The 20,745-nt window shown below is 67.4% G+C and carries 25 protein-coding genes and 3 tRNA genes; 16 read left to right on the forward strand and 12 right to left on the reverse strand.

Going from position 1 to position 20,745, the window contains the following annotated elements; translation table 11 throughout:
- Window positions 1-95: 95 nt before the first annotated feature.
- Window positions 96-890 (forward strand): PP2C family protein-serine/threonine phosphatase, encoded by a 795-nt coding sequence (locus G369_RS0119500; protein ID WP_019655710.1) that lies wholly within the window; start codon window positions 96-98, stop codon window positions 888-890.
- Between the two features lie 120 nt (window positions 891-1,010).
- Here the strand turns inward: G369_RS0119500 and G369_RS0119505 are convergent, their stop codons facing one another.
- From G369_RS0119505 to tssA, 5 genes are all read right to left on the reverse strand, one after another.
- Complete coding sequence (locus G369_RS0119505; RefSeq protein WP_019655711.1) at window positions 1,011-1,550, reverse strand: peptidoglycan-binding domain-containing protein; 540 nt, start codon at window positions 1,548-1,550, stop codon at window positions 1,011-1,013.
- 81 nt (window positions 1,551-1,631) lie between these two features.
- Window positions 1,632-2,111, reverse strand: coding sequence for an Hcp family type VI secretion system effector (locus G369_RS0119510; RefSeq protein WP_019655712.1), 480 nt, complete (start codon window positions 2,109-2,111; stop codon window positions 1,632-1,634).
- 167 nt (window positions 2,112-2,278) lie between these two features.
- Window positions 2,279-3,772 carry a type VI secretion system contractile sheath large subunit gene (gene tssC, locus G369_RS0119515; protein WP_019655713.1) on the reverse strand — a complete coding sequence of 498 codons (1,494 nt, stop codon included), beginning with the start codon at window positions 3,770-3,772 and terminating at the stop codon, window positions 2,279-2,281.
- A 38-nt stretch (window positions 3,773-3,810) separates the two neighbouring features.
- Window positions 3,811-4,326 (reverse strand): type VI secretion system contractile sheath small subunit, encoded by a 516-nt coding sequence (gene tssB, locus G369_RS0119520; protein WP_019655714.1) that lies wholly within the window; start codon window positions 4,324-4,326, stop codon window positions 3,811-3,813.
- Between the two features lie 51 nt (window positions 4,327-4,377).
- Complete coding sequence (gene tssA / locus G369_RS0119525) at window positions 4,378-5,415, reverse strand: type VI secretion system protein TssA (protein ID WP_019655715.1); 1,038 nt, start codon at window positions 5,413-5,415, stop codon at window positions 4,378-4,380.
- A 71-nt stretch (window positions 5,416-5,486) separates the two neighbouring features.
- On the opposite strand from tssA, the gene tssJ reads away from it, so the two are divergent.
- On the forward strand, window positions 5,487-5,999 hold the full coding sequence (tssJ, locus tag G369_RS0119530) for a type VI secretion system lipoprotein TssJ (RefSeq protein ID WP_019655716.1): 513 nt from the start codon (window positions 5,487-5,489) through the stop codon (window positions 5,997-5,999).
- A 21-nt stretch (window positions 6,000-6,020) separates the two neighbouring features.
- On the opposite strand, the gene G369_RS0119535 is transcribed toward tssJ, so the two are convergent.
- The gene (locus G369_RS0119535; protein ID WP_019655717.1) at window positions 6,021-7,121 is read right to left on the reverse strand and encodes a type VI secretion system protein; all 1,101 of its coding nucleotides are present in this window, start codon (window positions 7,119-7,121) and stop codon (window positions 6,021-6,023) included.
- Window positions 7,118-8,470: a DotU family type IV/VI secretion system protein gene (locus G369_RS0119540; protein WP_026346506.1), complete on the reverse strand. Its 1,353-nt coding sequence runs from the start codon at window positions 8,468-8,470 to the stop codon at window positions 7,118-7,120. The genes G369_RS0119535 and G369_RS0119540 overlap by 4 nt, the downstream gene beginning before the upstream one ends.
- Before the next feature lie 243 nt (window positions 8,471-8,713).
- On the opposite strand from G369_RS0119540, the gene G369_RS0119545 reads away from it, so the two are divergent.
- A complete protein-coding gene (locus G369_RS0119545; RefSeq protein ID WP_019655718.1) occupies window positions 8,714-9,415 on the forward strand; it encodes a response regulator transcription factor in 702 nt (233 codons plus the stop codon).
- A 61-nt stretch (window positions 9,416-9,476) separates the two neighbouring features.
- Here G369_RS0119545 and G369_RS0119550 read toward each other — a convergent pair whose 3' ends face one another.
- From G369_RS0119550 to G369_RS0119565, 4 genes are all read right to left on the reverse strand, one after another.
- A complete protein-coding gene (locus tag G369_RS0119550; RefSeq protein WP_019655719.1) occupies window positions 9,477-9,926 on the reverse strand; it encodes a hypothetical protein in 450 nt (149 codons plus the stop codon).
- Entirely contained in the window at window positions 9,923-10,078 is a 156-nt protein-coding gene (locus tag G369_RS38630; protein ID WP_019655720.1) for a hypothetical protein, read from the reverse strand. The genes G369_RS0119550 and G369_RS38630 overlap by 4 nt, the downstream gene beginning before the upstream one ends.
- A 174-nt stretch (window positions 10,079-10,252) precedes the next feature.
- Window positions 10,253-10,600, reverse strand: coding sequence for a hypothetical protein (locus G369_RS0119560; protein WP_157773740.1), 348 nt, complete (start codon window positions 10,598-10,600; stop codon window positions 10,253-10,255).
- Between the two features lie 35 nt (window positions 10,601-10,635).
- A complete protein-coding gene (locus G369_RS0119565) occupies window positions 10,636-11,181 on the reverse strand; it encodes an Rrf2 family transcriptional regulator (RefSeq protein ID WP_019655722.1) in 546 nt (181 codons plus the stop codon).
- 188 nt (window positions 11,182-11,369) lie between these two features.
- Here G369_RS0119565 and G369_RS0119570 point away from each other — a divergent pair, with 188 nt between their 5' ends.
- The gene (locus tag G369_RS0119570; protein ID WP_019655723.1) at window positions 11,370-12,083 is read left to right on the forward strand and encodes a phosphoglycolate phosphatase; all 714 of its coding nucleotides are present in this window, start codon (window positions 11,370-11,372) and stop codon (window positions 12,081-12,083) included.
- 23 nt (window positions 12,084-12,106) lie between these two features.
- On the opposite strand, the gene G369_RS0119575 is transcribed toward G369_RS0119570, so the two are convergent.
- Complete coding sequence (locus G369_RS0119575; protein ID WP_019655724.1) at window positions 12,107-12,709, reverse strand: chalcone isomerase family protein; 603 nt, start codon at window positions 12,707-12,709, stop codon at window positions 12,107-12,109.
- A gap of 347 nt (window positions 12,710-13,056) precedes the next feature.
- Between G369_RS0119575 and trpE the strand changes: the two genes are divergently transcribed.
- The 12 genes from trpE to G369_RS0119635 all read left to right on the forward strand — a co-directional run.
- Complete coding sequence (gene trpE, locus G369_RS0119580) at window positions 13,057-14,559, forward strand: anthranilate synthase component I (RefSeq protein ID WP_019655725.1); 1,503 nt, start codon at window positions 13,057-13,059, stop codon at window positions 14,557-14,559.
- Window positions 14,556-14,948 (forward strand): GxxExxY protein, encoded by a 393-nt coding sequence (locus G369_RS0119585; protein ID WP_019655726.1) that lies wholly within the window; start codon window positions 14,556-14,558, stop codon window positions 14,946-14,948. The genes trpE and G369_RS0119585 overlap by 4 nt, the downstream gene beginning before the upstream one ends.
- Complete coding sequence (locus G369_RS0119590; protein ID WP_019655727.1) at window positions 14,945-15,529, forward strand: aminodeoxychorismate/anthranilate synthase component II; 585 nt, start codon at window positions 14,945-14,947, stop codon at window positions 15,527-15,529. Before G369_RS0119585 ends, G369_RS0119590 begins: the two co-directional genes overlap by 4 nt.
- 118 nt (window positions 15,530-15,647) lie before the next feature.
- Window positions 15,648-16,706: a low-specificity L-threonine aldolase gene (gene ltaE / locus G369_RS0119595; RefSeq protein WP_019655728.1), complete on the forward strand. Its 1,059-nt coding sequence runs from the start codon at window positions 15,648-15,650 to the stop codon at window positions 16,704-16,706.
- A 16-nt stretch (window positions 16,707-16,722) separates the two neighbouring features.
- Window positions 16,723-17,388: a LysE family translocator gene (locus tag G369_RS0119600; RefSeq protein ID WP_019655729.1), complete on the forward strand. Its 666-nt coding sequence runs from the start codon at window positions 16,723-16,725 to the stop codon at window positions 17,386-17,388.
- Between the two features lie 21 nt (window positions 17,389-17,409).
- Window positions 17,410-18,432, forward strand: coding sequence for an anthranilate phosphoribosyltransferase (trpD, locus tag G369_RS0119605; RefSeq protein ID WP_019655730.1), 1,023 nt, complete (start codon window positions 17,410-17,412; stop codon window positions 18,430-18,432).
- A gap of 29 nt (window positions 18,433-18,461) precedes the next feature.
- A complete protein-coding gene (trpC, locus tag G369_RS0119610) occupies window positions 18,462-19,262 on the forward strand; it encodes an indole-3-glycerol phosphate synthase TrpC (RefSeq protein ID WP_019655731.1) in 801 nt (266 codons plus the stop codon).
- Window positions 19,259-19,966 (forward strand): uracil-DNA glycosylase, encoded by a 708-nt coding sequence (locus G369_RS0119615; RefSeq protein ID WP_019655732.1) that lies wholly within the window; start codon window positions 19,259-19,261, stop codon window positions 19,964-19,966. Before trpC ends, G369_RS0119615 begins: the two co-directional genes overlap by 4 nt.
- A gap of 109 nt (window positions 19,967-20,075) precedes the next feature.
- Window positions 20,076-20,161, forward strand: a tRNA-Tyr gene (locus tag G369_RS0119620).
- 64 nt (window positions 20,162-20,225) lie between these two features.
- Window positions 20,226-20,299, forward strand: a tRNA-Gly gene (locus tag G369_RS0119625).
- Window positions 20,300-20,339: 40 nt separating this feature from the next.
- Window positions 20,340-20,414 (forward strand) — tRNA-Thr (locus G369_RS0119630).
- A 73-nt stretch (window positions 20,415-20,487) separates the two neighbouring features.
- Window positions 20,488-20,745 (forward strand): GTP-binding protein (locus tag G369_RS0119635; protein ID WP_244164356.1); only part of this gene is annotated, 258 nt, incomplete at its 3' end.

Consider the following 20,745-nt stretch of genomic DNA (forward strand, 5'->3'; position numbering starts at 1 on the left):
GCACAAGCAGCGACAGCAAGAGCAACGGCAGGCAGTCACGCACGCAGCACGAACGACGGCACAACAACCACCGCAGCACCCGCGAGGCACCCCGCTTGGAAATTGAAATCGTCACGCTCTCCCGCCAGGGGGGCCGTACCTACAACGAGGACGTGCATGGCCATTGGCACGACGAGCGCTACGTCGCCTGCCTGGTGGCCGACGGCGCCGGCGGTCATGGCGGCGGCGACGTGGCAGCGGCCACCGCGCGCGCCAGCATGCTCGGCGGCTTCTCGGTCGCGCCGGGGCTCGACGAAGCCACGCTGCGCGGCCTGGTGGAGCAGGCCAACCGCGACGTGGTCGCTCGCCAGGCCGAGGGCGGCAAGCTCGCGGGCATGCGCTCGACCATCGTCTTCGCGGCCATCGACCTCGAAAGCCAGGCGCTCGCCTGGGTGCACAGCGGCGACAGCCGCGCCTACCTGTTCCGCGGCGGCGCCATCGTGGCGCGCACCACCGACCACAGCCTCGTGCAGCAGATGGTGGCCGGCGGCATGCTCGACGAGGAGGGCGCGCGGCTGCATCCGCAGCGCAACATGCTGCTGTCGGCGTTGGGCTCGATCGAGGAGGAGCCCGAGATCGCCGTGTCCGAGCGCATGCGCCTGCTGCCGGGCGACGTGCTGCTGCTGTGCAGCGACGGCGTGTGGGAGCCGCTGGGCGACGAGTGCCTGATCGACACGCTGCATGCCTCGCGCACGCCCAGCCAGTGGACCGAGCTGATCGATGCGCAGGTCAAGGCGAATGCCAAGCCGGGCCACGACAACTACACGGCGCTCACGCTGTGGGTGATCGAGGACGACGAGGACGACGTGACACGGCTGATGCCGGAGAACGCGATGCCGACGGATTCCTGAATCCTCTCGCCTGCGCAGCGAAGGAAGCAAGCAAGCCAGCGCAGAAAGGAAAAGGGCCCGCAGCGATCGCTCCGGGCCCTTTCTGCATCAGCCGGGTCGGCTGTTCCCTCGGTCCTTCGTTCAGGCGCCGCCCGTGGTCGGCACCGTCTGCGGCGCGACGTAGGTGTACTTGCTCGCCGTCTTCTTGACCTTCTTCAGCGCGCTGCGCAGCAGCAGGGGCATGTCCGCGCGGTTGGGCAGGTTCGTGTAGTTGTCGATGCCCTGTTCCTTGCAGCAGTTGGCACAGCCGTTGTTGAGCAGGTCGAGCGCGTAGCGCGACTTGCTCAGCGTGCTGGATGCGCCGGGTGCACGGAACGGATCGAAGATACCGTCCGGCAGCACCTTCTGTCCGAGCGCGATCGCCTGCGCCTGGAAGTGCGTGATGTGCTTCTGCGTGATCGGGCCGTAGTAGCCGTCCACGACGATCACCTCGGTCTGGCCCGGGGGCGGGTCCAGGTCGTGGTTGAAGCCGAGCAGCTCGTAGTAGAAGATCTTGAACAGCGCCTGCACCAGCATCACGTCTTCACGCGTGTTGGAGCCGATCCTGCCGACCGACCAGTCGATGTTGTAGGCGGTGAGCAGATCGCCGCTCTTGCCGATGAGTGGGGTGCTGAATGCCATTGCATTGCTCCGGTGAGGACGCATGGAAACCGCATCGGGCACAGGCGCGCCCGATGCCGTGCCCCGCGGGTCCGTCGTCCGTCAGCGGGTCTCGGTGGTGGCCACGTTCCAGCCGAACTTGACTTCGCCGCCGGCGGCGCCCTTGTCGTCCTGGGCCTTGTAGGCGAACTCGATGTCCTTGAACGAGCAGGAGACCTGTTCCTGCACGTCGCCGCCTTGCGCGCCGCCGGGGCCGACCATGGCGATGAAGACTTCCTTGAGCGTGACCTTCAGGTACTCCTGCTGGCCTTCGCCCGACTTGCGGCAGGTCAGGACCAGGTCCTTGAAGTGCTTGCCGCTCACGCAGTTCTTGGCCAGCACGGGGGAGGCCTTGTCGTAGGTGTGCGTGAAGTGGAACTCTCCCGGCGTGGCCTTGCCCTTGCCCGAGCCGCCGCCCGAGCCGGCGCCCGAGGCGTTGCTCACGTTCCAGGTCCACGACGAGATCTCGATCTCGTCCTTGTGGTCCTTGTGGGAAGACTCGCCCTTGACGCCGTCGAGCTTGATGTGAAAGTCAGAAGACATGTTCCTACTCCTTGGAACCCGATTGCGTTCGGGCAGTTGCTGTTGATGATCGAGACGGATGCTTGTGCTGCCGGTGGCTTGTCGGCGGGGCCGGTCCCCGGCAGCTGTGGATAGAACGAAAACGGGAGCCGGAATTTCAAGAAAGTCCGGCCCGTTTTTTCAGGCCTTCACGCGCCGCCCTTGGCCGAGGGCAGCTTCGACACCAGGCGCAGCGAGACCGTGAGTCCCTCGAGCTGGTAGTGCGGGCGCAGGAAGAACTTGGAGGTGTAGTAGCCCGGGTTGCCTTCCACTTCCTCCACGATCACCTCGGCGGCGGCCAGCGGCTTCTGGGCCTTGGTGATCTCCGAGGAGTTGGCGGGGTCGCCGTCCACGTAGTTCATGATCCACTTGTTGAGCCAGCGCTGCATGTCCTCGCGCTCCTTGAAGCTGCCGATCTTGTCCCGCACGATGCACTTGAGGTAGTGCGCGAAGCGGTTGCAGGCGAAGAGGTAGGGCAGGCGCGCCGCCAGGTTGGCGTTGGCGGTGGCGTCGGGGTCGTCGTACTCGGCGGGCTTGTTCAGCGACTGCGCGCCGATGAAGGCCGCGAAGTCGGAGTTCTTGCGGTGGATCATCGACAGCAGCCCCGCCTTCGAGAGCTCGGCCTCGCGGCGGTCGCTGATGGCGATCTCGGTGGGGCACTTCTGGTCCACGCCGCCGTCGTCGCTCGGGAAGGTGTGCAGCGGCAGGTTCTCCACCGCGCCGCCCGACTCGATGCCGCGGATGCGCGAGCCCCAGCCGTAGAGCTTGTACGAGCGGTTGATGTTGGTCGCCATCGCGTAGGCCGCGTTGGCCCACGAATACTTGTTGTGGTCGGCGCCGGCGGTGTCTTCCTCGAAGTCGAACTCCTCCACCGGATTGGTGTTGGCGCCATAGGGCGTGCGCGCCAGGAAGCGCGGCATGCACAGGCCGAGGTACTTGGAATCGTCCGACTCGCGCAGCGAGCGCCAGGCGGCGTACTCGGGCGTGGAGAAGATCTTGGTCAGGTCGCGCGGGTTCGCGAGCTCCTGCCACGACTCCATCTGCATCAGGTTCGGGCTCGCGCCGGTGATGAAGGGCGCGTGCGCGGCCGCGGCGATCTTGGCCATTTCGCCGAGCAGTTCCACGTCGGGCGGGCTCTGGTCGAAGTGGTAGTCGCCCACCAGCGCGCCGAAGGGCTCGCCGCCGAACTGGCCGTACTCCTGCTCGTAGATCTTCTTGAACATCGGGCTCTGGTCCCAGGCCGCGCCCTTGAACTTCTTGAGGTTCTTGGCCAGCTCCTGCTTGGAGATGTCCATCACCCGGATCTTGAGGTTCTCGTCGGTCTCGGTGTTGTTCACCATGTAGTGCAGGCCGCGCCACGCACTCTCGAGCTTCTGGTAGTCGGGGTGGTGGATGATCTTGTTGACCTGGTCGGTGAGCTTGGCGTCGATCGCGGCGATCATGGCCTGGATCGACTTGGTCACGTCCTTGCCGATGACGGTGCTGTTGGCCAGCGCCTGCTGCGCCAGCGTGAGCACGGCGGCTTCGACGGCGCTCTTGGCTTCGTCGCTGCGCGGCTTGAATTCCTTCTGCAGCAGCGAGGAAAAGTCGCTGCCCGCATATTCGACGTCTTTCAGCGCGCTCTGTTCGAGTGCTTCGGCCATGGTGATCTACTCCTCGTGTGCTCTGATGGTTGTCGGTGTCAGGCAGCGGGTGCGCCGCCGTCCTCGGGTTTCTTGCTCGCCGCCAGCGTCTGCAGCAGGGCCGGGTCCTCGAGCACCTTGGCCAGCAGTTCCTCTGCGCCGCCCTTGCCGTCCATGTAGGTGACGAGGTTCGACAGCTGCGTGCGCGCCTCCAGCAGCTTGTTGAGCGCGCCGACCTTGCGCGCCACCGCGGCGGGCGAGAAGTCGTCCATGTTCTCGAAGGTGAGCTCCACCTTCAGGTCGCCCTCGCCGGTGAGCGAGTTCTCCACCGCGAAGGCCGCGCGCGGCTTCATGGCCTTCATGCGCGAGTCGAAGTTGTCGACGTCGATCTCCAGGAACTTGCGGTCGGCCACCGGCGCGAGCGGGTCGGCCGGCTTGCCGGAGAGGTCCGCCAGCACGCCCATGACGAAGGGCAGCTGCACCTTCTTCTCGGCCCCGTAGAGCTCCACGTCGTACTCGATCTGGACCCGGGGCGCCCGGTTGCGGGCGATGAATTTCTGACTGCTCTTGGCCATGGAGATGCTCCTTGCGGGTGTGAATGGGGACGGATGCGGGGTGGTCGGGGCTTATTCGGAAGGACGTCGGCCCGTGACCGTTTCGATGGTGTCCATCGCGTTCGGCGCGAGGTTGGCCATGATCTCGAGGAAGCTCACGCCGATGAGCTTCTTGGCGCGCTCGATCAGCAGCGGCGCCGGATTGCCGGGCTCGGCCTGCTCCAGGTAGCGGATCACCCGGTCGAGCATCTGTACCGCGTCCTGGCGGCTCTGGATCTCGCCGCGCGCCGCGGCAGGGCGTGTGGATGCCGTGCCGCCGGCCTGCGTGTCTTCGGCGCCCGCGTCCTGCGCGGCGGCGCCATCGGCAGTCGATCCGCTGGCGGAGGCGCTTGCCTTCTGCAGCACGCGCGCGATGGAGCGCAGCGGGTCGAGGTCGACGGCATCGGTGCGGCCGGTGCGCTCGGCGATGAGCTTCCTCAGCTGCTCCACCAGCGCAGGCACCTCGAGCGCGGCCGCGACGGCATCGGGCCGCTCGGCCTGTATCGCCTCCAGCCCGCCCTGCACCTGCGCCATCGAATAGGTGGCCTCGCCGCCCACGGCGGTGAGCGCGTTGTGCGCGATGGCGATGTCGCGCACGCGAATCGGACCCACGCCGCGCGCATTGCCGACCTGCGCCTCGTAGAGGTCGCGCAGGCCCGTGGCCTCGTCGGTCAGCGGCGCGAGCGCGTTCAGGCGCATCGTCGGGTCGTTGTCGTCGTCGGCATCCAGCTTTGGATGTATGCCGTCCCAGAAGGTGTCGAGCAATGCATTGAGCAGCCGCAGCCCGGCGGCGAAGCCCTGCACGCCCTGCATGCGGGTGGATGCGCGCAGCAGCAGCACGGCGGCGCGCACGTCCTTGCTGCGGCGAAGGATGTTCTCGGCCTTCTCGCCCACCTCGCGCCACTCGGGCTCGACCGCGGGGATCACCGTGTCGCCGAACTGCTGCTCGGGCTTGCCCTGCGCATCCGCGACCAGCGCCATGAAGTCCGCGTCGTACTCGAGATCGTCGCCGCAAGGCGATGCATCGCCGATGGGCGCGAGCAGTGTTGCAGCGAGTTCGTTGGTCAGCATGTTGCCTATCGGAGTTCGCTGGTGATAATCAAAGATGCGTCTTGACCGGTCAATGCAACGAAGGGAATAGCATGCGCACGCTGGGTACACACCATTCGTCCTATGAGGGCTTCCTTGCCGCAGCAACGCGGCGCCACATCGCCGTTCTTGGCCTTGCTGGAGCCGGTCTTCTGCTTGCGGGCTGCGCGGCGAAGCCCGTGGTCACCACCGTGGCCGTCACGCTCACGGCAGGTGCGGACGCCAACCCCGATGCGCGCGGCCGCGCTTCTCCGCTCACGGTGCGCGTATATGCATTGAAGTCGCCCGGCCCGTTCGAAGGCGCCGACTTCTTCTCGCTCTTCGAGAAGGACCAGGCCACGCTCGGCGCGGAACTGGTGCAACGCGAGGAAGTGCTGCTGCGGCCCGGCGAGACGAAGAAGCTCGACTTCAACCTGCCGCCCGACGCGAAGTCGATGGGCGTGATGGCGGCCTATCGCGATCTCGACCGCGCGCGCTGGCGCGAGGTGCGTCCGGTGGTCACCGGCAAGGCGCAGTCGCTGGACGTCACCCTCGGCGCGCGCGCGATGCGCATCGACGCGAAGTAACGCCTTCTCTATCGCTCCCACTCAGGAGGGCCTTCCTGGACGCACCAGGGGCTGGTCGACCGGAAGGAAGTGCTCGAAGAGGTCGTGCACGAAGGCACCACCGGCCGCATCCGATGCGGACGCCGTGAGATAGAGGCCGCGCCAGCGCGGCGCGCGCTGCAGCCCCTTGCCGTGGTTCTCGAACAGTACCTGCGCGAACTCGCGCAGCCCCGGCTGCAGGGCGCGGACCGCTTCCACGAACTCATGGATCGCGAGCCGTCCGGTGGGCCCCGGCTGCTCGCGCAGCAATGACATGCGCAGCGCGTGCAGCTGCTGCGCGATGGGCTCGAACACGGCGTCGAGCCGCTCGCCCGCAGGAGTCTCGATGAAGGCGGAGGGATCGGTCAGCCGATGTCCCAGCGCCTGTGCGAGCACCTCTGGCGGCAGGGCGCCGCGCAAGGTCGCGTAGCCCGCAAGCCGTTCGAGCCCGGTCACGACGAGATAGGTGGGCATCAGCAGCCGGAGGCCGTCGCTGGCTTCGTCGAGCAGGCGACGCGTTCGCTCGGCGAGCGACTTGAGCTGCGAGGCTTCGGCATCGAGCAGTTCGCCGGCTGCCACCGCCACCACGAGGCCGTTGAGCGGCAGGCGATCTCGTCGCTCAGCAAGTGCCAGAAGCGAGTGCAGCCACAGGCTGCGCGACTGTTGTGGCGTATCTGCGGTGTCCCCGACCGCGCCCGGATCGATCTCGATGGCCACCAGCCGTCGGGTCAGCCACCAGTGCCACCAGGCGGCCTGGGATGCGTCATCCGCGCGCTCGGCGTGTGCGGTCTCCAGCAGCCCGCGAAGGTTGGCGGATGCGTCGCCGAAGAAGAGCAGCCACGGAACGGGAGGCCTTGCACATGGCGTGCGGCGCATCGCCTGCTGCGCCTGCGCCATGCCTTCCTTGAGCGTGTCGATGGCGATCGCCGTCGCACCCGCGTCGGCCGTCGGCTCGCCCATGGCCGCGAGGCTCTTCTGCAGCCCGCGCCGCCGCGCGCCGCGGCCGGCGTCGCGCACCACCGCGTACAACAGGCCGAAGCCCAGCAGGCACAGCGACAGCAGCAGCCAGAAGCGGTGGGCGGGCGACAGGAGCAGGGCATTCATCGCGAGACGGTCTCAAGGAAGACGAAGTCGGCGATGAGCCGGTCGCTGTTCTTGCTGGCCGCGAGCGATTCGCGCAGCCGCAGCAGGTAGGCGGAGGCGAGCTCGAAGGGGGGCCTGTCGGCGGTCTCGGTGAGGGGCGTGGGCGACGAGAGCACAGTGATCAGCACGCTGCCGAAGGGCGGGCTCACGAGCCAGCTGGAAGGAATGTCGCGGCCCAGCTCCAGCGTCTCGCCCGCGCGCAGCCGCGTGGGTGCCTGCCCGGCGTTGAGGTGCATGACGGAGCCGTCGGCCGTGTAGTAGTCGACCCAGATGTAGCTGTCGTGCCGCGGCGCGGTCACCTGCACGCGCACGTTGTCGCCCTCGCGCAGGCGGCCTTCATGGGCGGTGGGGGAGCCCACGTCCAGGCCGTATGACTTCTCCACGTTGCGCACCTGGTAGGGCTTGAGGATGGCGAACACCTCGCAGTGCGGCCAGACCCGCAGGCCGATGTCGAAGCGCGGCGATCCCACGCCGGACAGGGCGCTCACCTCGCTCTCGACGCGCGGCAGGTCGCCGGGCTGCGAGACGAAGCCGGTGATCCGCGTGCCGCCTTCGGGGTCGATGCTGGCCGTGAGGTCGGCGCAGGCGAAGGTCTGCAGGTGCTGCTCGATGCGCTGCGCCAGGCCTGTGTCTGCAGCCGGAGGGCGGCCGGGCCACAGCCACGTCAGGTACAGCAGCGGTAGCGCGAGGGCCAGGGCGGCGGCGCCGAGCAGCAGGGTGCGGTCGCGCCGGCGCGTGTCGTTGGGTCCGCGCGGGTCAGGCACCTCGTAGGGCTGTGGCGTGATGTGGTCCTGCAGCAGACTGCCGGTCGACAGCGGGCGAAGCAGCAGCTGGCGGCCGTGCAGGTCCTTCAGCTTGCCGAGTTCGCCGTGGTCGCCTTCCTCGAAGTAGTACTGGCCCTTGAAGCCGAGCGCCAGCGCGTGCCAGTACACCTCGCGCACCGCATCGTCCCCGGGGCCCAGCGCCGAGAGGTGATGGAAGAACTCGCTGTGCGCGTTGTTGGAGTTGAAGAGCTGCACCTGCAGCGCGGCCGCGGTGCCCCCAGCGCCCGAGGTGCCCGTGGTGCCGGCGGCGTCCGGATGGCGCGCGAGGATCTCGTCGATCCAGGCGACCATCGCGAAGGAGGCCGACTCGATCTGCGCGGCGGGCGTGCCGGCGGTCTCGGCGGCCGCGCGTGCCGCGTCGAGGAGCCGGCGGGCCCGCTGCTGCGCCGCGTCGTGCGGCAGCAGGGGCGCGCCGGAGGCGATGGACGCATCCAGCGCGAGGCCGGACGAGATGAAGCTGGAGAAACAGTCGAGGAGGCGGGCCATGAACGGGCCCGCTCATTCATGCGTTGCGAAGGATGCCTTGCACCGGCGTCTGCAGCGATGGCACATGCCCATGTCCCCGGTTCCTTCGAGTAGGCGTCCATTCTTTCAAAGGGCTTGCGGCGGGCGCCATATCGCTTGGGGTCTATGCCGTTGGTGGGGCCGCCGGCCTTGCTGCGCGGGGATTTCGCCGGTATCTTCTGCGCCTGCGGTGCATTGCACGCTGGGATACGGGGAAAAGACATCATGAAAATACTGATCGCCGACGACCACCGGCTCGTCATCGAGGCGGTCAAAGCCAAGCTCTCGGAGCTGGAGCCCGGCATCGAATTCGTCCTGGCGATGAGCGTCGACGAATTGCTTGCCGGAGCCACCGACGACCTCGACCTGGCCCTGATCGACCTCAACATGCCCGGCGCCGATGGCCAGGCCCACATCGACGAGATCCGCCAGCGCCATCCTGCGGTGCCGGTGATCGTGCTGTCGGGCTACGAAGACCCGGCCATCATGCGCAGCGCGCTCGAGCGCGGCGTGCTCGGGTTCATTCCCAAGGCCTATTCGCCCGACGTGATGCTCTCGGCCGTGCGGCTGGTGCTGGCCGGCGGCGTGTATGTGCCGCCGATGATGCTGACGGCCGTGCCGCCGGGCATCGTTGCCGGCATGGCGCAGCAGCCGGGCACCGAGTCGCTCGTGCGCGGCGGCGCTGCCGGCGGCGGCAGCGGCGGCCAGACGCTGGAGCACCTGCGCAGCGTGCTCACCGAGCGGCAGGTCGAGGTGCTCCAGCTGCTGTCGCAAGGCAAGCCCAACAAGCTGATCGGGCGCAGCCTGGGCATCAGCGAAGGCACCGTGAAGATCCACCTGGCTGCGATCTTCCGCGCACTCAACGTGCGCAACCGCACCGAGGCGGTGGTGGCCGCCCAGGCGCTGACCGAGGCGCAGCAGGCCTGATCGGCCCGCGCCTGCCGCATGCCGGCCGCCCTGCGGCGCGGCTGCGGAAGGCGCCACAGCCTCAACTCTTCGACGCCACGCAGGCCATCTGCAGCTGCTGCAGGTGCGAGCGGAAGGCGACCGCGTCCTGCCAGCCGTCCACCACGAAGCGATGGTCGGGCGCGGCCGGCATGCCGGCGGCCGGGGCCACGCTCACCCGGTAGCGCTCCTCGGCCGAGAAGGCGACCTGCAGCGTGTCCAGCCGCAGCGAGGCGATGGACTCGCGCCCGCCATGCGCGGTGGTCGCGAGCCGCAGGATGCAGGGCGTCGCCAGCGTCATCCTCGCATCCAGGGTGCGCGCCTCGTGCCGCAGCATGCCGTTGAGTGCGTGTATGTGCTCCGCGGCGCTCATGTCGCTGGCGGCGGGGGCGTCCTTGGTCGGATAGCCATCGGTGCAGGCGCCGGCCATCGCCGCGATGGCGAGCACGGCCGCGATCCAGCGCCATCGCCGCCTGGCCTCGTGCACCGTCATACCACCAGCGAGACGATGCCGGCCACGCCCGTGCAGGCGGCCACGCCAGCGAGCAGGCCGGCATCGCGATGGTTCGAGACCAGGCGTTCGCGCCAGGCGAGATACAGCAGCAGAAGGCTGGCGCCGAAGATGATCCAGGTGAGTTCGTTCATGAGCCAATGAATTTGGGAATCGGGTGCGTGACGCGCCGTCGCCCACGCCGGCCATGGCCGCGCAGGACAACGACGACGAACGCGACGCGCGGGCACGGCGGCCCGACGTCGCGTATTGCGGAAAAGAAGGTGAGGAAGGAGGGCGGGCGCGAGCGGCTGGGCCCGCACCTTCGCCTACGCGGCGATGCGCGTGCGTGGCGGCTTCAGGGGAACCGGTGGCACGCGCGATGGGGGCGCGTGGATGTCCTGCGGCGGCGATGCGTCATGCCACCTTGCATGGTGCAGCGTGGCATTGCGAAGTCCGCAGATTTCGGAGAGGTCCGGCGCGAGGTCGGTGGCCGGGGAGCGCTCTTCGAGTGTGGTGAACGGCCCGGCGGGGGCCTCGCAGTGGATGTTCGACAGATGATGAAGCCCCGCAGCGTCGACCGGTGCCATGGCCGCGTCGTGCGACTTGGCCAGCGCCGCGAAGCTCTGGCAGCCCAGTGCGAACACGAGCAGCAGAGACAGGAGCCAGCGGGGCATCATCAGGAAAGAGAAAGGAAGGCGGGCGTTCTTCTTCAGCGTTTTGCGAAGACGCCGTTCCACGCGAACACCGAGTTGGGTGCGTTCACGCGCAGCGGCAAGGCGGCGGGGCTCAACGGGGTTTCCTTCTTCTTCGGCTGCGAAGGTTCGTGTTCCACGCGCACGCCCTTGGCCAGCTGGTCCTCGACCAGGCTCTGCAGTGTGACGGAGCCCAGGAACTCCATCACATGGTGCTTGGCGGAGGCCCACAGCGCTTCGGTGGAATAGCAGCCCTTGCCGCCGGCCTCGCCCTTTCTCGACGAGTCTTCCGCGTCGGACAGCGGTTGGCCGTCGACCGAGGCGAGGATGTCCGCCACCGTGATCTCGGACGCCCTGCGCGTCAGTGTGTAGCCGCCGCCCGGTCCACGGGTTGCCTTGATCAGCGCGTGCTGGCGCAGCTTGCTGAACAGCAGTTCGAGCGACGAGCGGGCAATGTGTTGGCGCTTGCTGATCGACGCCAGTGGCACGGGGCCGTCCTGCTCGCGCATCGCGACATCGATCATGGCCGTCAAGGCGAAGCCGCCCTTCGTCGTGAGACGCATGGAGTATTCCTCGTTGTTGGGTTTTTCAAACGATGGGGCATAGGTGTGCAAAAAGCCCCGAAAAGTTTCCGAGGCACAAGGGCGACGGTTTTGAAACAGTTTGAAAGTCTCATCGGCGCCGGGTGCGGCTGGAGTGCCGGCGATGCTCTGTAAAGTGTCGGGCGATTCCACAACCACCCGCGCCTGCCTTGAACTTCCTACGCCCTGACCGCGCCCGTTTCGATGCCGCCATCGTCGATCTCGACGGCACCATGGTCGACACGCTGGGCGACTTCGCCGCCTCGCTGAACCGCATGCTCGACGACCTTTCGCTTGGGCATGTGGCGCCCGCCGCCATCGAGACCATGGTGGGCAAGGGCTCGGAGCACCTGATCCATTCGGCGCTCGTGCACGTGCTGTCTCCGGCCCTCTCCAAAGCCGAGGCCGATGCGAAGGCGCGAGCGCTGTTCGACCGAGCCTGGGAGCGCTACCAGCATCACTACCTTGCCATCAACGGCCGGCATTCGGCCGTGTACCCCGGCGTGATCGAGGGGCTGCAGGCGCTGCGCGCGCAGGGCCTGCGCCTGGCCTGTCTCACCAACAAGCCGACCCCGTTCGCCAAGCCGCTGCTCGCCGACAAGGGGCTCGACGGCTTCTTCGAGCTGGTGTTCGGCGGCGATGCCTTCGAGCGCAAGAAGCCCGATCCGCTGCCGCTGCTGAAGACCTGCGAGGCGATGGGCACCGAGCCCGCGCGCACGCTGATGATCGGCGACTCGAGCAACGACGCGCGCGCCGCGCGTGCGGCCGGCTGCCCGGTGATCCTGGTGACCTACGGCTACAACCACGGCGAGCCGGTGCGCGGCGTGGATGCCGACGGCTTCGTCGATTCGCTGGCCGAGCTGGTGCCGGCCACGGGGCGCTGACGCCAGCAGGCCCGCTGCGATGCCTACTGCTTGCCGAGCAGCGCGTCCTTGAGCTTCCAGTCGGCCGGGTTCGGTCCCAGCCAGATGCGCAGCAGCGCATTGAAGAAGGCCTGCTCCTTGATCGGATCGGGCTGCGGCACGCCGCGCACGGTGATCAGCGTGCCGGTGCCGGGAAGCCAGTCGACGGTGAAGGTGTCGCCGGCCTTCAGCTGCTTCTGGTCGGCGAACATCTGGCCCATGCGCAGAAGGCCCGGGATGAGATTGACCATCTCGCTCTTGGGCGAGTTGTCCTCCACGCCCTTGGTGAAGAGCTTGCCGAGCTCGTTCGCGTCGATGTCGCGCAGCATCGTGATCGACACGCGCTTGGGGCCGAGCGCGGCCAGCGCTTCCTCGGGGGTCGAGACCTTCCTGCCCACGTAGAGGCCGGCCGCGTAGACCTTGAAGATGGCCTTGTAGCGGATGCCCGCGCCGTTGAGCAGCAGGGGGGTGCCGCGCAGGTCCATCTGGTCGTCGAGCTTGACGCCGCCCACGTCGACCTGCGCGGCCGAGGCACCGAGACTGGCGACGGCGAGGCAGGCTGCCAGGGCGAGGCGAGGGAACACGGTCGTGAACGAAAAGGTGGGCAACGCTGTCTCCTTGGAGTTTTGCGAACGATCGTTCGAATGTATCTTTTTGTTCTACTTGCCCGGCTTCGGGGGAACCCTGAAGCGCTGCCGATGCGGGCGATTGCGCGTCCTGGCGTTTTCGTGGGCTAAACTCCGCAGCTCATATGTTCGTTCATCACGTCATTCAAACAGGTGAAGGCAGCCGGGGAGCCTGGCCCTGGCGTCGCCATACTTCGCTGACTGTTTGATTGCACGGCGCACGCCGTGCGCCCGCGGCTCAGGACCGGCACGCTCGCCGGCACCGGGCCACCCGTGAATGACCTTGCCGTCGGCCGAAGGAGCGCCGCAGGCAACTGGAGAACGTATCCGTGATCACCGAACTTGAATTCAAGAGCCTCAGCGCCCAGGGCTACAACCGCATTCCGCTGATGGCCGAGGCCTTCGCCGACCTCGAGACTCCCCTTTCCCTCTACCTCAAGCTGGCCCATTCGCAAGGCGGCGGCAAGCACAGCTTCCTGCTCGAATCGGTGGTGGGCGGCGAGCGCTTCGGGCGCTACAGCTTCATCGGGCTGCCGGCGCGCACGCTGCTTCGCGCCAGCGGCTTCGGCGCCGAGGCCCTCACTGAAGTGGTGACCGACGGGCAGGTGGTCGAGACTGTCAAGGGCAATCCGCTCGACTTCGTGGCCGAGTACCAGAAGCGATTCAAGGTGGCGCTGCGGCCGGGCCTGCCGCGCTTCTGTGGCGGCCTTGCCGGCTACTTCGGCTACGACACCGTGCGCCACATCGAGCGCAAGCTCGAGAAGTCCTGCCCCCCCGATGCGCTGGGCTGCCCCGACATCCTGCTGCTGCAGTGCGAGGAACTGGCCGTCATCGACAACCTCTCGGGCAAGCTGTACCTCATCGTCTATGCCGATCCGAAGCAGCCCGAGGCCTACGCCACGGGCAAGCGCCGCCTGCGCGAGCTGAAGGAAAAGCTCAAGTACTCGGTGAGCGCGCCCGTCGTGAAGCCGACGCAGCCGCACCCGCCCGAGCGCAGCTTCGCCAAGGCCGACTACCTCGCGGCGGTGGAGCGCGCCAAGGAAATGATCGCCGCCGGCGACTTCATGCAGGTGCAGGTGGGCCAGCGCATCAGCAAGCGCTACACCGAGTCGCCGCTGTCGCTGTACCGCGCGCTGCGCTCGCTGAACCCCTCGCCCTACATGTACTACTACAACCTCGGCGACTTCCACGTGGTGGGCGCGTCGCCCGAGATCCTGGTGCGACAGGAGAACACGGGCGAGGGCGAGCAGAAGATCACCATCCGCCCGCTGGCCGGCACCCGCCCGCGCGGCGCGTCGCTCGAGCTCGACAAGGCGGCCGAGATCGAGCTGATCAACGACCCCAAGGAGCGCGCCGAGCACGTGATGCTGATCGACCTCGCGCGCAACGACATCGGCCGCATCGCCAAGACCGGCACCGTGAAGGTGACCGAGGCCTTCGCGGTCGAACGCTACAGCCACGTGATGCACATCGTGAGCAACGTCGAAGGCACGCTGAAGGACGGCATGACCGCCATCGACGTGCTCAAGGCCACCTTCCCGGCCGGCACCCTGACCGGCGCGCCGAAGGTGCATGCGATGGAACTCATCGATGAGCTCGAGCCCACCAAGCGCGGCCTGTACGGCGGCGCCTGCGGCTACATCAGCTACGCGGGCGACATGGACGTGGCCATCGCCATCCGCACCGGCATCGTGAAGGACCAGATGCTGCACGTGCAGGCCGCGGCCGGCGTGGTGGCCGACTCGGTGCCCGAGCTGGAGTGGAAGGAAACCGAGGCCAAGGCGCGGGCGCTGCTGCGCGCGGCCGAACTGGTCGAGGAGGGGTTGGAATGAGCGCCCTGCCTGATACCCAGAGCGACTTCTCGCACGAGATCATCGGCGCGGCAGTCGAGGTGCAGCGCGTGCTCGGCACGGGGCTCGATGAAGCGGCCTACGCCGCGGCGCTGGCCATCGAGCTCGCGGAGCGCGAGATCGGCTTCGCGCGCGACGTGGCGCTGTCCGCCAGCTACAAGGGCCGTTCGATCGGCGAGGTGTACCGCGCTGGCTTCGTGGTCGAGCAATCGGTCATCGTCGAACTCAGGGCGGTCGACGTGCTGACCGACCTGCATCGCGCGCAGGTGCAGGCCGCGCTGCGCCTCTCGGGCCTCAAGCTGGGCCTTCTGATCAACTTCAACGTGTTCCCCGTCGTCAAGGGCGTGCACCGGATTGTGAGCAAGCCATGAAACTGCTGATGATCGACAACTACGATTCCTTCACCTACAACATCGTCCAGTACTTCGGCGAGCTGGGTGCGGACGTGCAGGTGCATCGCAACGACGAGATCACCGTGGAGCAGATCGGCGAGCTGATCGGCTCGGGCGTGACGCGGCTGGTGGTGTCGCCGGGGCCGTGCTCGCCGGCGGAGGCTGGCGTCTCGGTGGCTGCCATCGAGGCCTTCGCGGGCAAGCTGCCGATCCTGGGCGTGTGCCTCGGCCACCAGGCCATCGGCGCGGCCTTCGGCGGCAGGATCGTGCGCGCGCAGCAGCTCATGCACGGCAAGACCAGCGAGATCACGACCACGCAGGAAGGCGTGTTCGCGGGGCTGCCCAGGCGCTTCGTCGTCAACCGCTACCACTCGCTGTCCATCGAGCGCGAGAGCTGCCCGAAGGAACTGGCTGTCACGGCCTGGACCGACGACGGCGAGATCATGGGCGTGCGGCACACCGGCTTCGCGCACGACGTGCGCATCGAGGGCGTGCAGTTCCATCCGGAATCGATCCTGACGGAACATGGCCACGCCATGCTCAAGAACTTCCTGGAATAGCATGGCGCTCCCGCAGGCCTCGCGTACTTCGTGTCGCTTTGCCAACCCTCTCGCCGGGAGCGATGCCGGCGGCCCGGCAGAGCCGGTTCCGCGGTATTCCCACTAAGGACCCCAAGACATGCCCACCTCCGATTCCCTCGTCGACCTGCGCAGCGACACCGTCACGCAGCCCACGCCCGCGATGCGCGAGGCCATGATGGCGGCGCCGCTGGGCGACGACGTCTTCGCCACCGATCCGAGCGTGAACGCGCTGCAGGAGAAGATCGCGGCCATGCTGGGCTTCGAGGCGGCGCTGTTCGTGCCCACAGGCACGCAGAGCAACCTGTGCGCGATCCTGTCGCACTGCGGCCGCGGCGACGAGTACATCGTCGGCCAGCAGGCGCACTGCTACCGCTGGGAAGGCGGTGGCGCCGCGGTGTTCGGCAGCGTGCAGCCGCAGCCGCTGGACCACGCAGGCGACGGCACGCTGCCGCTCGCGCAGATCGAGGCGGCCATCAAGCCAGACGACGCGCACTTCGCGCGCACCCGGCTGCTGGCGCTGGAGAACACGCTGGGCGGCAAGCTGCTGCCTTTCGAATACGTGCAGGCCGCGACCGACCTTGCCAAGGGCAAGGGACTGCAGCGCCACCTCGACGGTGCGCGGCTCTTCAATGCCGCGACGGCGCAGGCCGCACTGAACAGGCACAGCGACATCCGCGCGGAAGCCCGCCGCATCGCGCAGTGCTTCGACAGCGTGTCGGTGTGCTTCAGCAAGGGGCTGGGTGCACCGGTGGGCTCGGCGCTGGTCGGTTCGCGCGAGTTCATCGCCCGCGCGCACCGCATCCGCAAGATGGCGGGCGGCGGCATGCGGCAGGCCGGCCTGCTGGCGGCGGCGGCCTCGCACGCGCTCGACCACCATGTCGACCGCCTCGCCGACGACCACGCGCTGGCGCAGCGCCTGGCGCAGGGGCTCGAAGGCATCGAGGGACTGAAGGTTGAGGCGCCGCAGACGAACATCGTGTTCGTCGACCTCGTCGGCGCCGCGCAGTCGCGCTCCGCGGAGCTGCTGGCGAGCCTCAATGCGCAGGGCATCCTTGCGACGGGGCTCTACCGGCTGCGTTTCGTGACGCACCTTGATGTCGATGCCGCCGGCGTCGACAGGGCCGTCGCGGCGATCCGCGCCTTCTTCAAGTCCTGAAAACCGCGAGCGCGCGATGCCCGACCTTCCCCATCTGCTCGCATTCATCGCCGCCGGCTGGCTGCTGAATCTCACACCGGGGCCCGACGTGCTCTACGTGGTGACCAATTCGCTGCGCTGTGGCGTTCGCGCCGGTATCGTGGCCGGGCTCGGCATCACGGCCGGCTGCTTCGTGCACATCTTCGCCGCCGCCGTCGGCGTGGGCACGCTGATGGCGACGTCGGCCGCGGCCTTCACGGTGCTCAAGTACATCGGCGCGGCTTACCTGTTGTACCTGGGCGTGCGCATGCTGGTGTCGAAGGCGGCGCCACCCGCCGACCTGGACGCGGCCGCCGCGGCGGCGGGCGGGGAGCGCAGCCTCAAGGCGATCTTCCTGGGCGGCTTCTGGACCAACGTGCTCAACCCGAAGGTGGCGCTGTTCTTCCTGGCCTTCGTGCCTCAGTTCATCGCGCCGGGCACCGACAACAAGGCGCTGGCCTTCGTGCTGCTGGGCGTGCTGTTCAACGTCAATGCCATCCCCGTCAACGTGGGGTGGGCCCTTGCGGCGGGCTGGATGGCTCGCCGCAGCGCGGTGCGCAAGGGCATGCACTGGCTCGACCGTGTCGCCGGCGTGCTGTTCATCGGCTTCGGCCTCAAGCTCGCGTTCACCGACGCGCCCGCCGCGGTCCGCGTCGGCCGCTGATTCTTTCCGAGGAGACTTTCCATGATCACCCCCCAGGAAGCGCTGCAGCGCACCATAGAGCACCGCGAGGTCTTCCACGACGAGATGCTGCACATCGTGCGGCTCATCATGAGCGGCGAGTGCTCGCCCGTGATGATGGCCGCGCTGATCACCGGCCTGCGCGTGAAGAAGGAGACCATCGGCGAGATCACCGCCGCCGCGCAGGTGATGCGCGAGGTGTCGACCAAGGTGCCGGTGAAGGACACGACGAACCTCGTCGACATCGTGGGCACCGGCGGCGATGGATCACACACCTTCAACATCTCGACCTGCTCGATGTTCGTGGCCGCCGCCGCGGGCGCCAAGGTGAGCAAGCACGGCGGGCGCAGCGTGTCGAGCAAGTCGGGCAGTGCCGACGTGCTGGAGTCGCTGGGGGTGAACATCAACCTCAAGCCCGAGCAGATCGCGCGCTCCATCGAGGAGTGCGGCATCGGCTTCATGTTCGCCCCGAACCACCATCCGGCAATGAAGAACGTGGCGCCGGTGCGCAAGGAACTGGGCATCAAGACCATCTTCAACATCCTTGGGCCGCTGACCAATCCGGCCGGCGCGCCGAACATCCTGATGGGCGTGTTCCACCCCGACCTCGTGGGCATCCAGGTGCGCGCGCTGCAGCGCCTCGGCGCGGAGCATGCGGTGGTGGTCTACGGACGCGACGGCATGGACGAGATCTCGCTCGGCGCGGCCACCATGGTGGGTGAGCTGAAGAACGGCGAGATCCGCGAGTACGAACTGCACCCCGAAGACTTCGGTTTCCAGATGTCGAGCAACCGCACGCTGCGCGTGGAGACGCCCGAGCAGTCGAAGGCGATGCTGCTGGGCGTGCTCGACAATCAGGCCGGTCCCGCGCTCGACATCGTGCTGCTGAATGCCGGTGCGGCGCTCTATGCGGCGAACGTGGTCGACTCAGTGCAGGCGGGCGTCGATCGCTCGCGCGCCGCCATCGCATCAGGCGCCGCGAAGGCCAAGCTGGCCGAGCTGGTCAAGGCCTCCGCCACCGTCTGAGCTTCAAGAGAACAGGAAACCGAGAAGCCATGTCCGACATCCTCGACAAGATCGTTGCCGTCAAGCGCCAGGAAGTGGCTGCGGCACTGAAGCGCACCCCGCTCGAAGCCGTGCGCCTCGATGCAGAGAGCCGCGTGCTGACGCGCGACTTCGAAGGCGCGCTGCGCGCCAAGATCGCCGCCGGACAAGCCGCGGTGATCGCCGAAGTCAAGAAAGCCAGTCCGAGCAAGGGCGTGCTGCGCGCGGACTTCATTCCCGCCGACATCGCGCAGAGCTACGCCGAAGGCGACGGCCAGATCAGCGCCGCCTGCCTCTCGGTGCTGACCGACAGGCAGTTCTTCCAGGGTGGCGTGGACTATCTCAAGCAGGCGCGCGCCTCGTGCGAGCTGCCTGTGCTGCGCAAGGACTTCATCGTCGATGCCTACCAGGTGTACGAATCGCGCGCGATGGGCGCCGACGCGATCCTGCTGATCGCCGCCTGCCTCGACGACGCGCAGATGAAGGACTACGAAGCCATCGCGCGCGGCCTGGGCATGGCGGTGCTCGTGGAGGTGCACGACGCGGCCGAGCTCGATCGCGCGCTCAAGCTGAAGACACCGCTGATCGGGGTCAACAACCGCAACCTGCGCAATTTCGAGGTGTCGATCCAGGCGACCATCGACCTGCTGCCGGGGCTGCCGGCCGATCGCCTGCCGGTGACCGAGTCGGGCATCGGCACGCGCGAGGACGTGGCCACCCTGCGGGCAGCGGGCGTCCACGCCTTCCTGGTCGGCGAAACCTTCATGCGCGCCAAGGAACCCGGCGAGGCCCTCGCCGCATTGTTCAAATGAGCCGGCCCGATCAGCTGTCGAGCAGCGACCCCGCCGACTGGCCGGTGGCGCCGGGCTGGCAGCCGCTGATCGACGAGTTCTTCGGCAGCGCCGTCGGGCAGAAGCTGCAGGCATTCCTGCGCGAGCGACTCGACGCGGGCGCGGTGATCTTTCCGCCGCAGCCGCTCAGGGCGCTGGAACTCACGCCGCCGGAAGACGTGCGCGTCGTCATCCTGGGCCAGGATCCGTATCACGGCCGCGGGCAGGCCGAGGGTCTGGCGTTCTCCGTGGCGCCGGGCGTGGCGCTGCCGCCCTCGCTGCGCAACATCTTCAAGGAACTGCAGCGCGACCTGGGGACGGCGCCGCCGCCGTTTCCGAATCCGGGCGGCAGCCTGGTGAAGTGGGCTACCCATGGCGTCTTGCTGCTCAACACCTGCCTGACGGTAGAGGAGGCGCAGCCGGCGAGCCATTCCGGTCGCGGCTGGGAGGTGCTGACAGATGCCGTCATCCAGCATGTTTCGAACGGTGCCAAACCTGTTGTTTTTATGCTGTGGGGCTCGCATGCGCAAAGTAAGCGTGCGTTGATCGACGTTAGGCGCCATAAGGTGCTGATGTCGAACCATCCGTCGCCTCTCTCGGCCCAGCGACCGCCCGTGCCGTTCATTGGCTGCGGTCATTTCGGCGAAGCACGTGCCTGGCGTGAGGCGCAGCGGTCGGAGGGGTGAAAACTTAGGCGATAATCGTGGGCTAACGCCTCGAGCGGTTTTCCTGCATCTTCGTTGATGCATGGATTTCCGGATAGTCACAAAACCGTGCTATATTTCGAGGTTCGCCGGAGAGGTGGCCGAGTGGTTAATGGCAGCAGACTGTAAATCTGCCCTCTTACGAGTACGCTGGTTCGAATCCAGCCCTCTCCACCAGCGATGAATTTGGTTTCTAAGAGCGTTTGGATATCGCGCTTTGGGTGCCTTGGGTGCTCCTGATGCGGGAGTAGTTCAATGGTAGAACCCCAGCCTTCCAAGCTGATGACGCGGGTTCGATTCCCGTCTCCCGCTCCAGAGACCCGGTTCGGCGCCGGAAGCGAATGGTTAGACAAAAGCCCTTTTGGCTCAGTGGTAGAGCACTCCCTTGGTAAGGGAGAGGTCGCGGGTCCGATTCCCGCAAAGGGCACCAGTTTTTGGGGGTTGCAAAAGCTGCACTGCAACCCATCTGCATACGTTGGAAACGTTTTTTTCGGAGTCGAAAAATGGCAAAAGGTAAATTCACCCGCACCAAGCCGCACGTGAACGTGGGCACGATCGGTCACGTCGACCACGGCAAGACCACGCTGACGGCTGCGATCGCAACGGTGCTGTCGTCGAAGTTCGGCGGCGAAGCCAAGGCCTACGACCAGATCGACGCGGCGCCTGAAGAAAAGGCACGCGGCATCACGATCAACACCGCGCACGTCGAGTACGAGACGGCCAATCGCCACTACGCACACGTCGACTGCCCCGGCCACGCC

It is taken from the genome of Variovorax atrisoli 110B, from assembly GCF_000382045.1.
Taxonomy (GTDB): Bacteria; Pseudomonadota; Gammaproteobacteria; order Burkholderiales; family Burkholderiaceae_C; genus Variovorax; species Variovorax atrisoli.

Bases quoted from the DNA above. Each gene is read 5' to 3' on its own strand.
- G369_RS0119505 (WP_019655711.1), bottom strand. From the start codon at position 1,550: ATGGCATTCAGCACCCCACTCATCGGCAAGAGCGGCGATCTGCTCACC.
- G369_RS0119510 (WP_019655712.1), bottom strand. From the start codon at position 2,111: ATGTCTTCTGACTTTCACATCAAGCTCGACGGCGTCAAGGGCGAGTCT.
- tssC (WP_019655713.1), bottom strand. From the start codon at position 3,772: ATGGCCGAAGCACTCGAACAGAGCGCGCTGAAAGACGTCGAATATGCG.
- tssB (WP_019655714.1), bottom strand. From the start codon at position 4,326: ATGGCCAAGAGCAGTCAGAAATTCATCGCCCGCAACCGGGCGCCCCGG.
- tssA (WP_019655715.1), bottom strand. From the start codon at position 5,415: ATGCTGACCAACGAACTCGCTGCAACACTGCTCGCGCCCATCGGCGAT.
- tssJ (WP_019655716.1), top strand. From the start codon at position 5,487: ATGCGCACGCTGGGTACACACCATTCGTCCTATGAGGGCTTCCTTGCC.
- G369_RS0119535 (WP_019655717.1), bottom strand. From the start codon at position 7,121: ATGAATGCCCTGCTCCTGTCGCCCGCCCACCGCTTCTGGCTGCTGCTG.
- G369_RS0119540 (WP_026346506.1), bottom strand. From the start codon at position 8,470: ATGGCCCGCCTCCTCGACTGTTTCTCCAGCTTCATCTCGTCCGGCCTC.
- G369_RS0119545 (WP_019655718.1), top strand. From the start codon at position 8,714: ATGAAAATACTGATCGCCGACGACCACCGGCTCGTCATCGAGGCGGTC.
- G369_RS0119550 (WP_019655719.1), bottom strand. From the start codon at position 9,926: ATGACGGTGCACGAGGCCAGGCGGCGATGGCGCTGGATCGCGGCCGTG.
- G369_RS38630 (WP_019655720.1), bottom strand. From the start codon at position 10,078: ATGAACGAACTCACCTGGATCATCTTCGGCGCCAGCCTTCTGCTGCTG.
- G369_RS0119560 (WP_157773740.1), bottom strand. From the start codon at position 10,600: ATGCCCCGCTGGCTCCTGTCTCTGCTGCTCGTGTTCGCACTGGGCTGC.
- G369_RS0119565 (WP_019655722.1), bottom strand. From the start codon at position 11,181: ATGCGTCTCACGACGAAGGGCGGCTTCGCCTTGACGGCCATGATCGAT.
- G369_RS0119585 (WP_019655726.1), top strand. From the start codon at position 14,556: ATGAGCGCCCTGCCTGATACCCAGAGCGACTTCTCGCACGAGATCATC.
- G369_RS0119590 (WP_019655727.1), top strand. From the start codon at position 14,945: ATGAAACTGCTGATGATCGACAACTACGATTCCTTCACCTACAACATC.
- ltaE (WP_019655728.1), top strand. From the start codon at position 15,648: ATGCCCACCTCCGATTCCCTCGTCGACCTGCGCAGCGACACCGTCACG.
- G369_RS0119600 (WP_019655729.1), top strand. From the start codon at position 16,723: ATGCCCGACCTTCCCCATCTGCTCGCATTCATCGCCGCCGGCTGGCTG.
- trpD (WP_019655730.1), top strand. From the start codon at position 17,410: ATGATCACCCCCCAGGAAGCGCTGCAGCGCACCATAGAGCACCGCGAG.
- trpC (WP_019655731.1), top strand. From the start codon at position 18,462: ATGTCCGACATCCTCGACAAGATCGTTGCCGTCAAGCGCCAGGAAGTG.
- G369_RS0119615 (WP_019655732.1), top strand. From the start codon at position 19,259: ATGAGCCGGCCCGATCAGCTGTCGAGCAGCGACCCCGCCGACTGGCCG.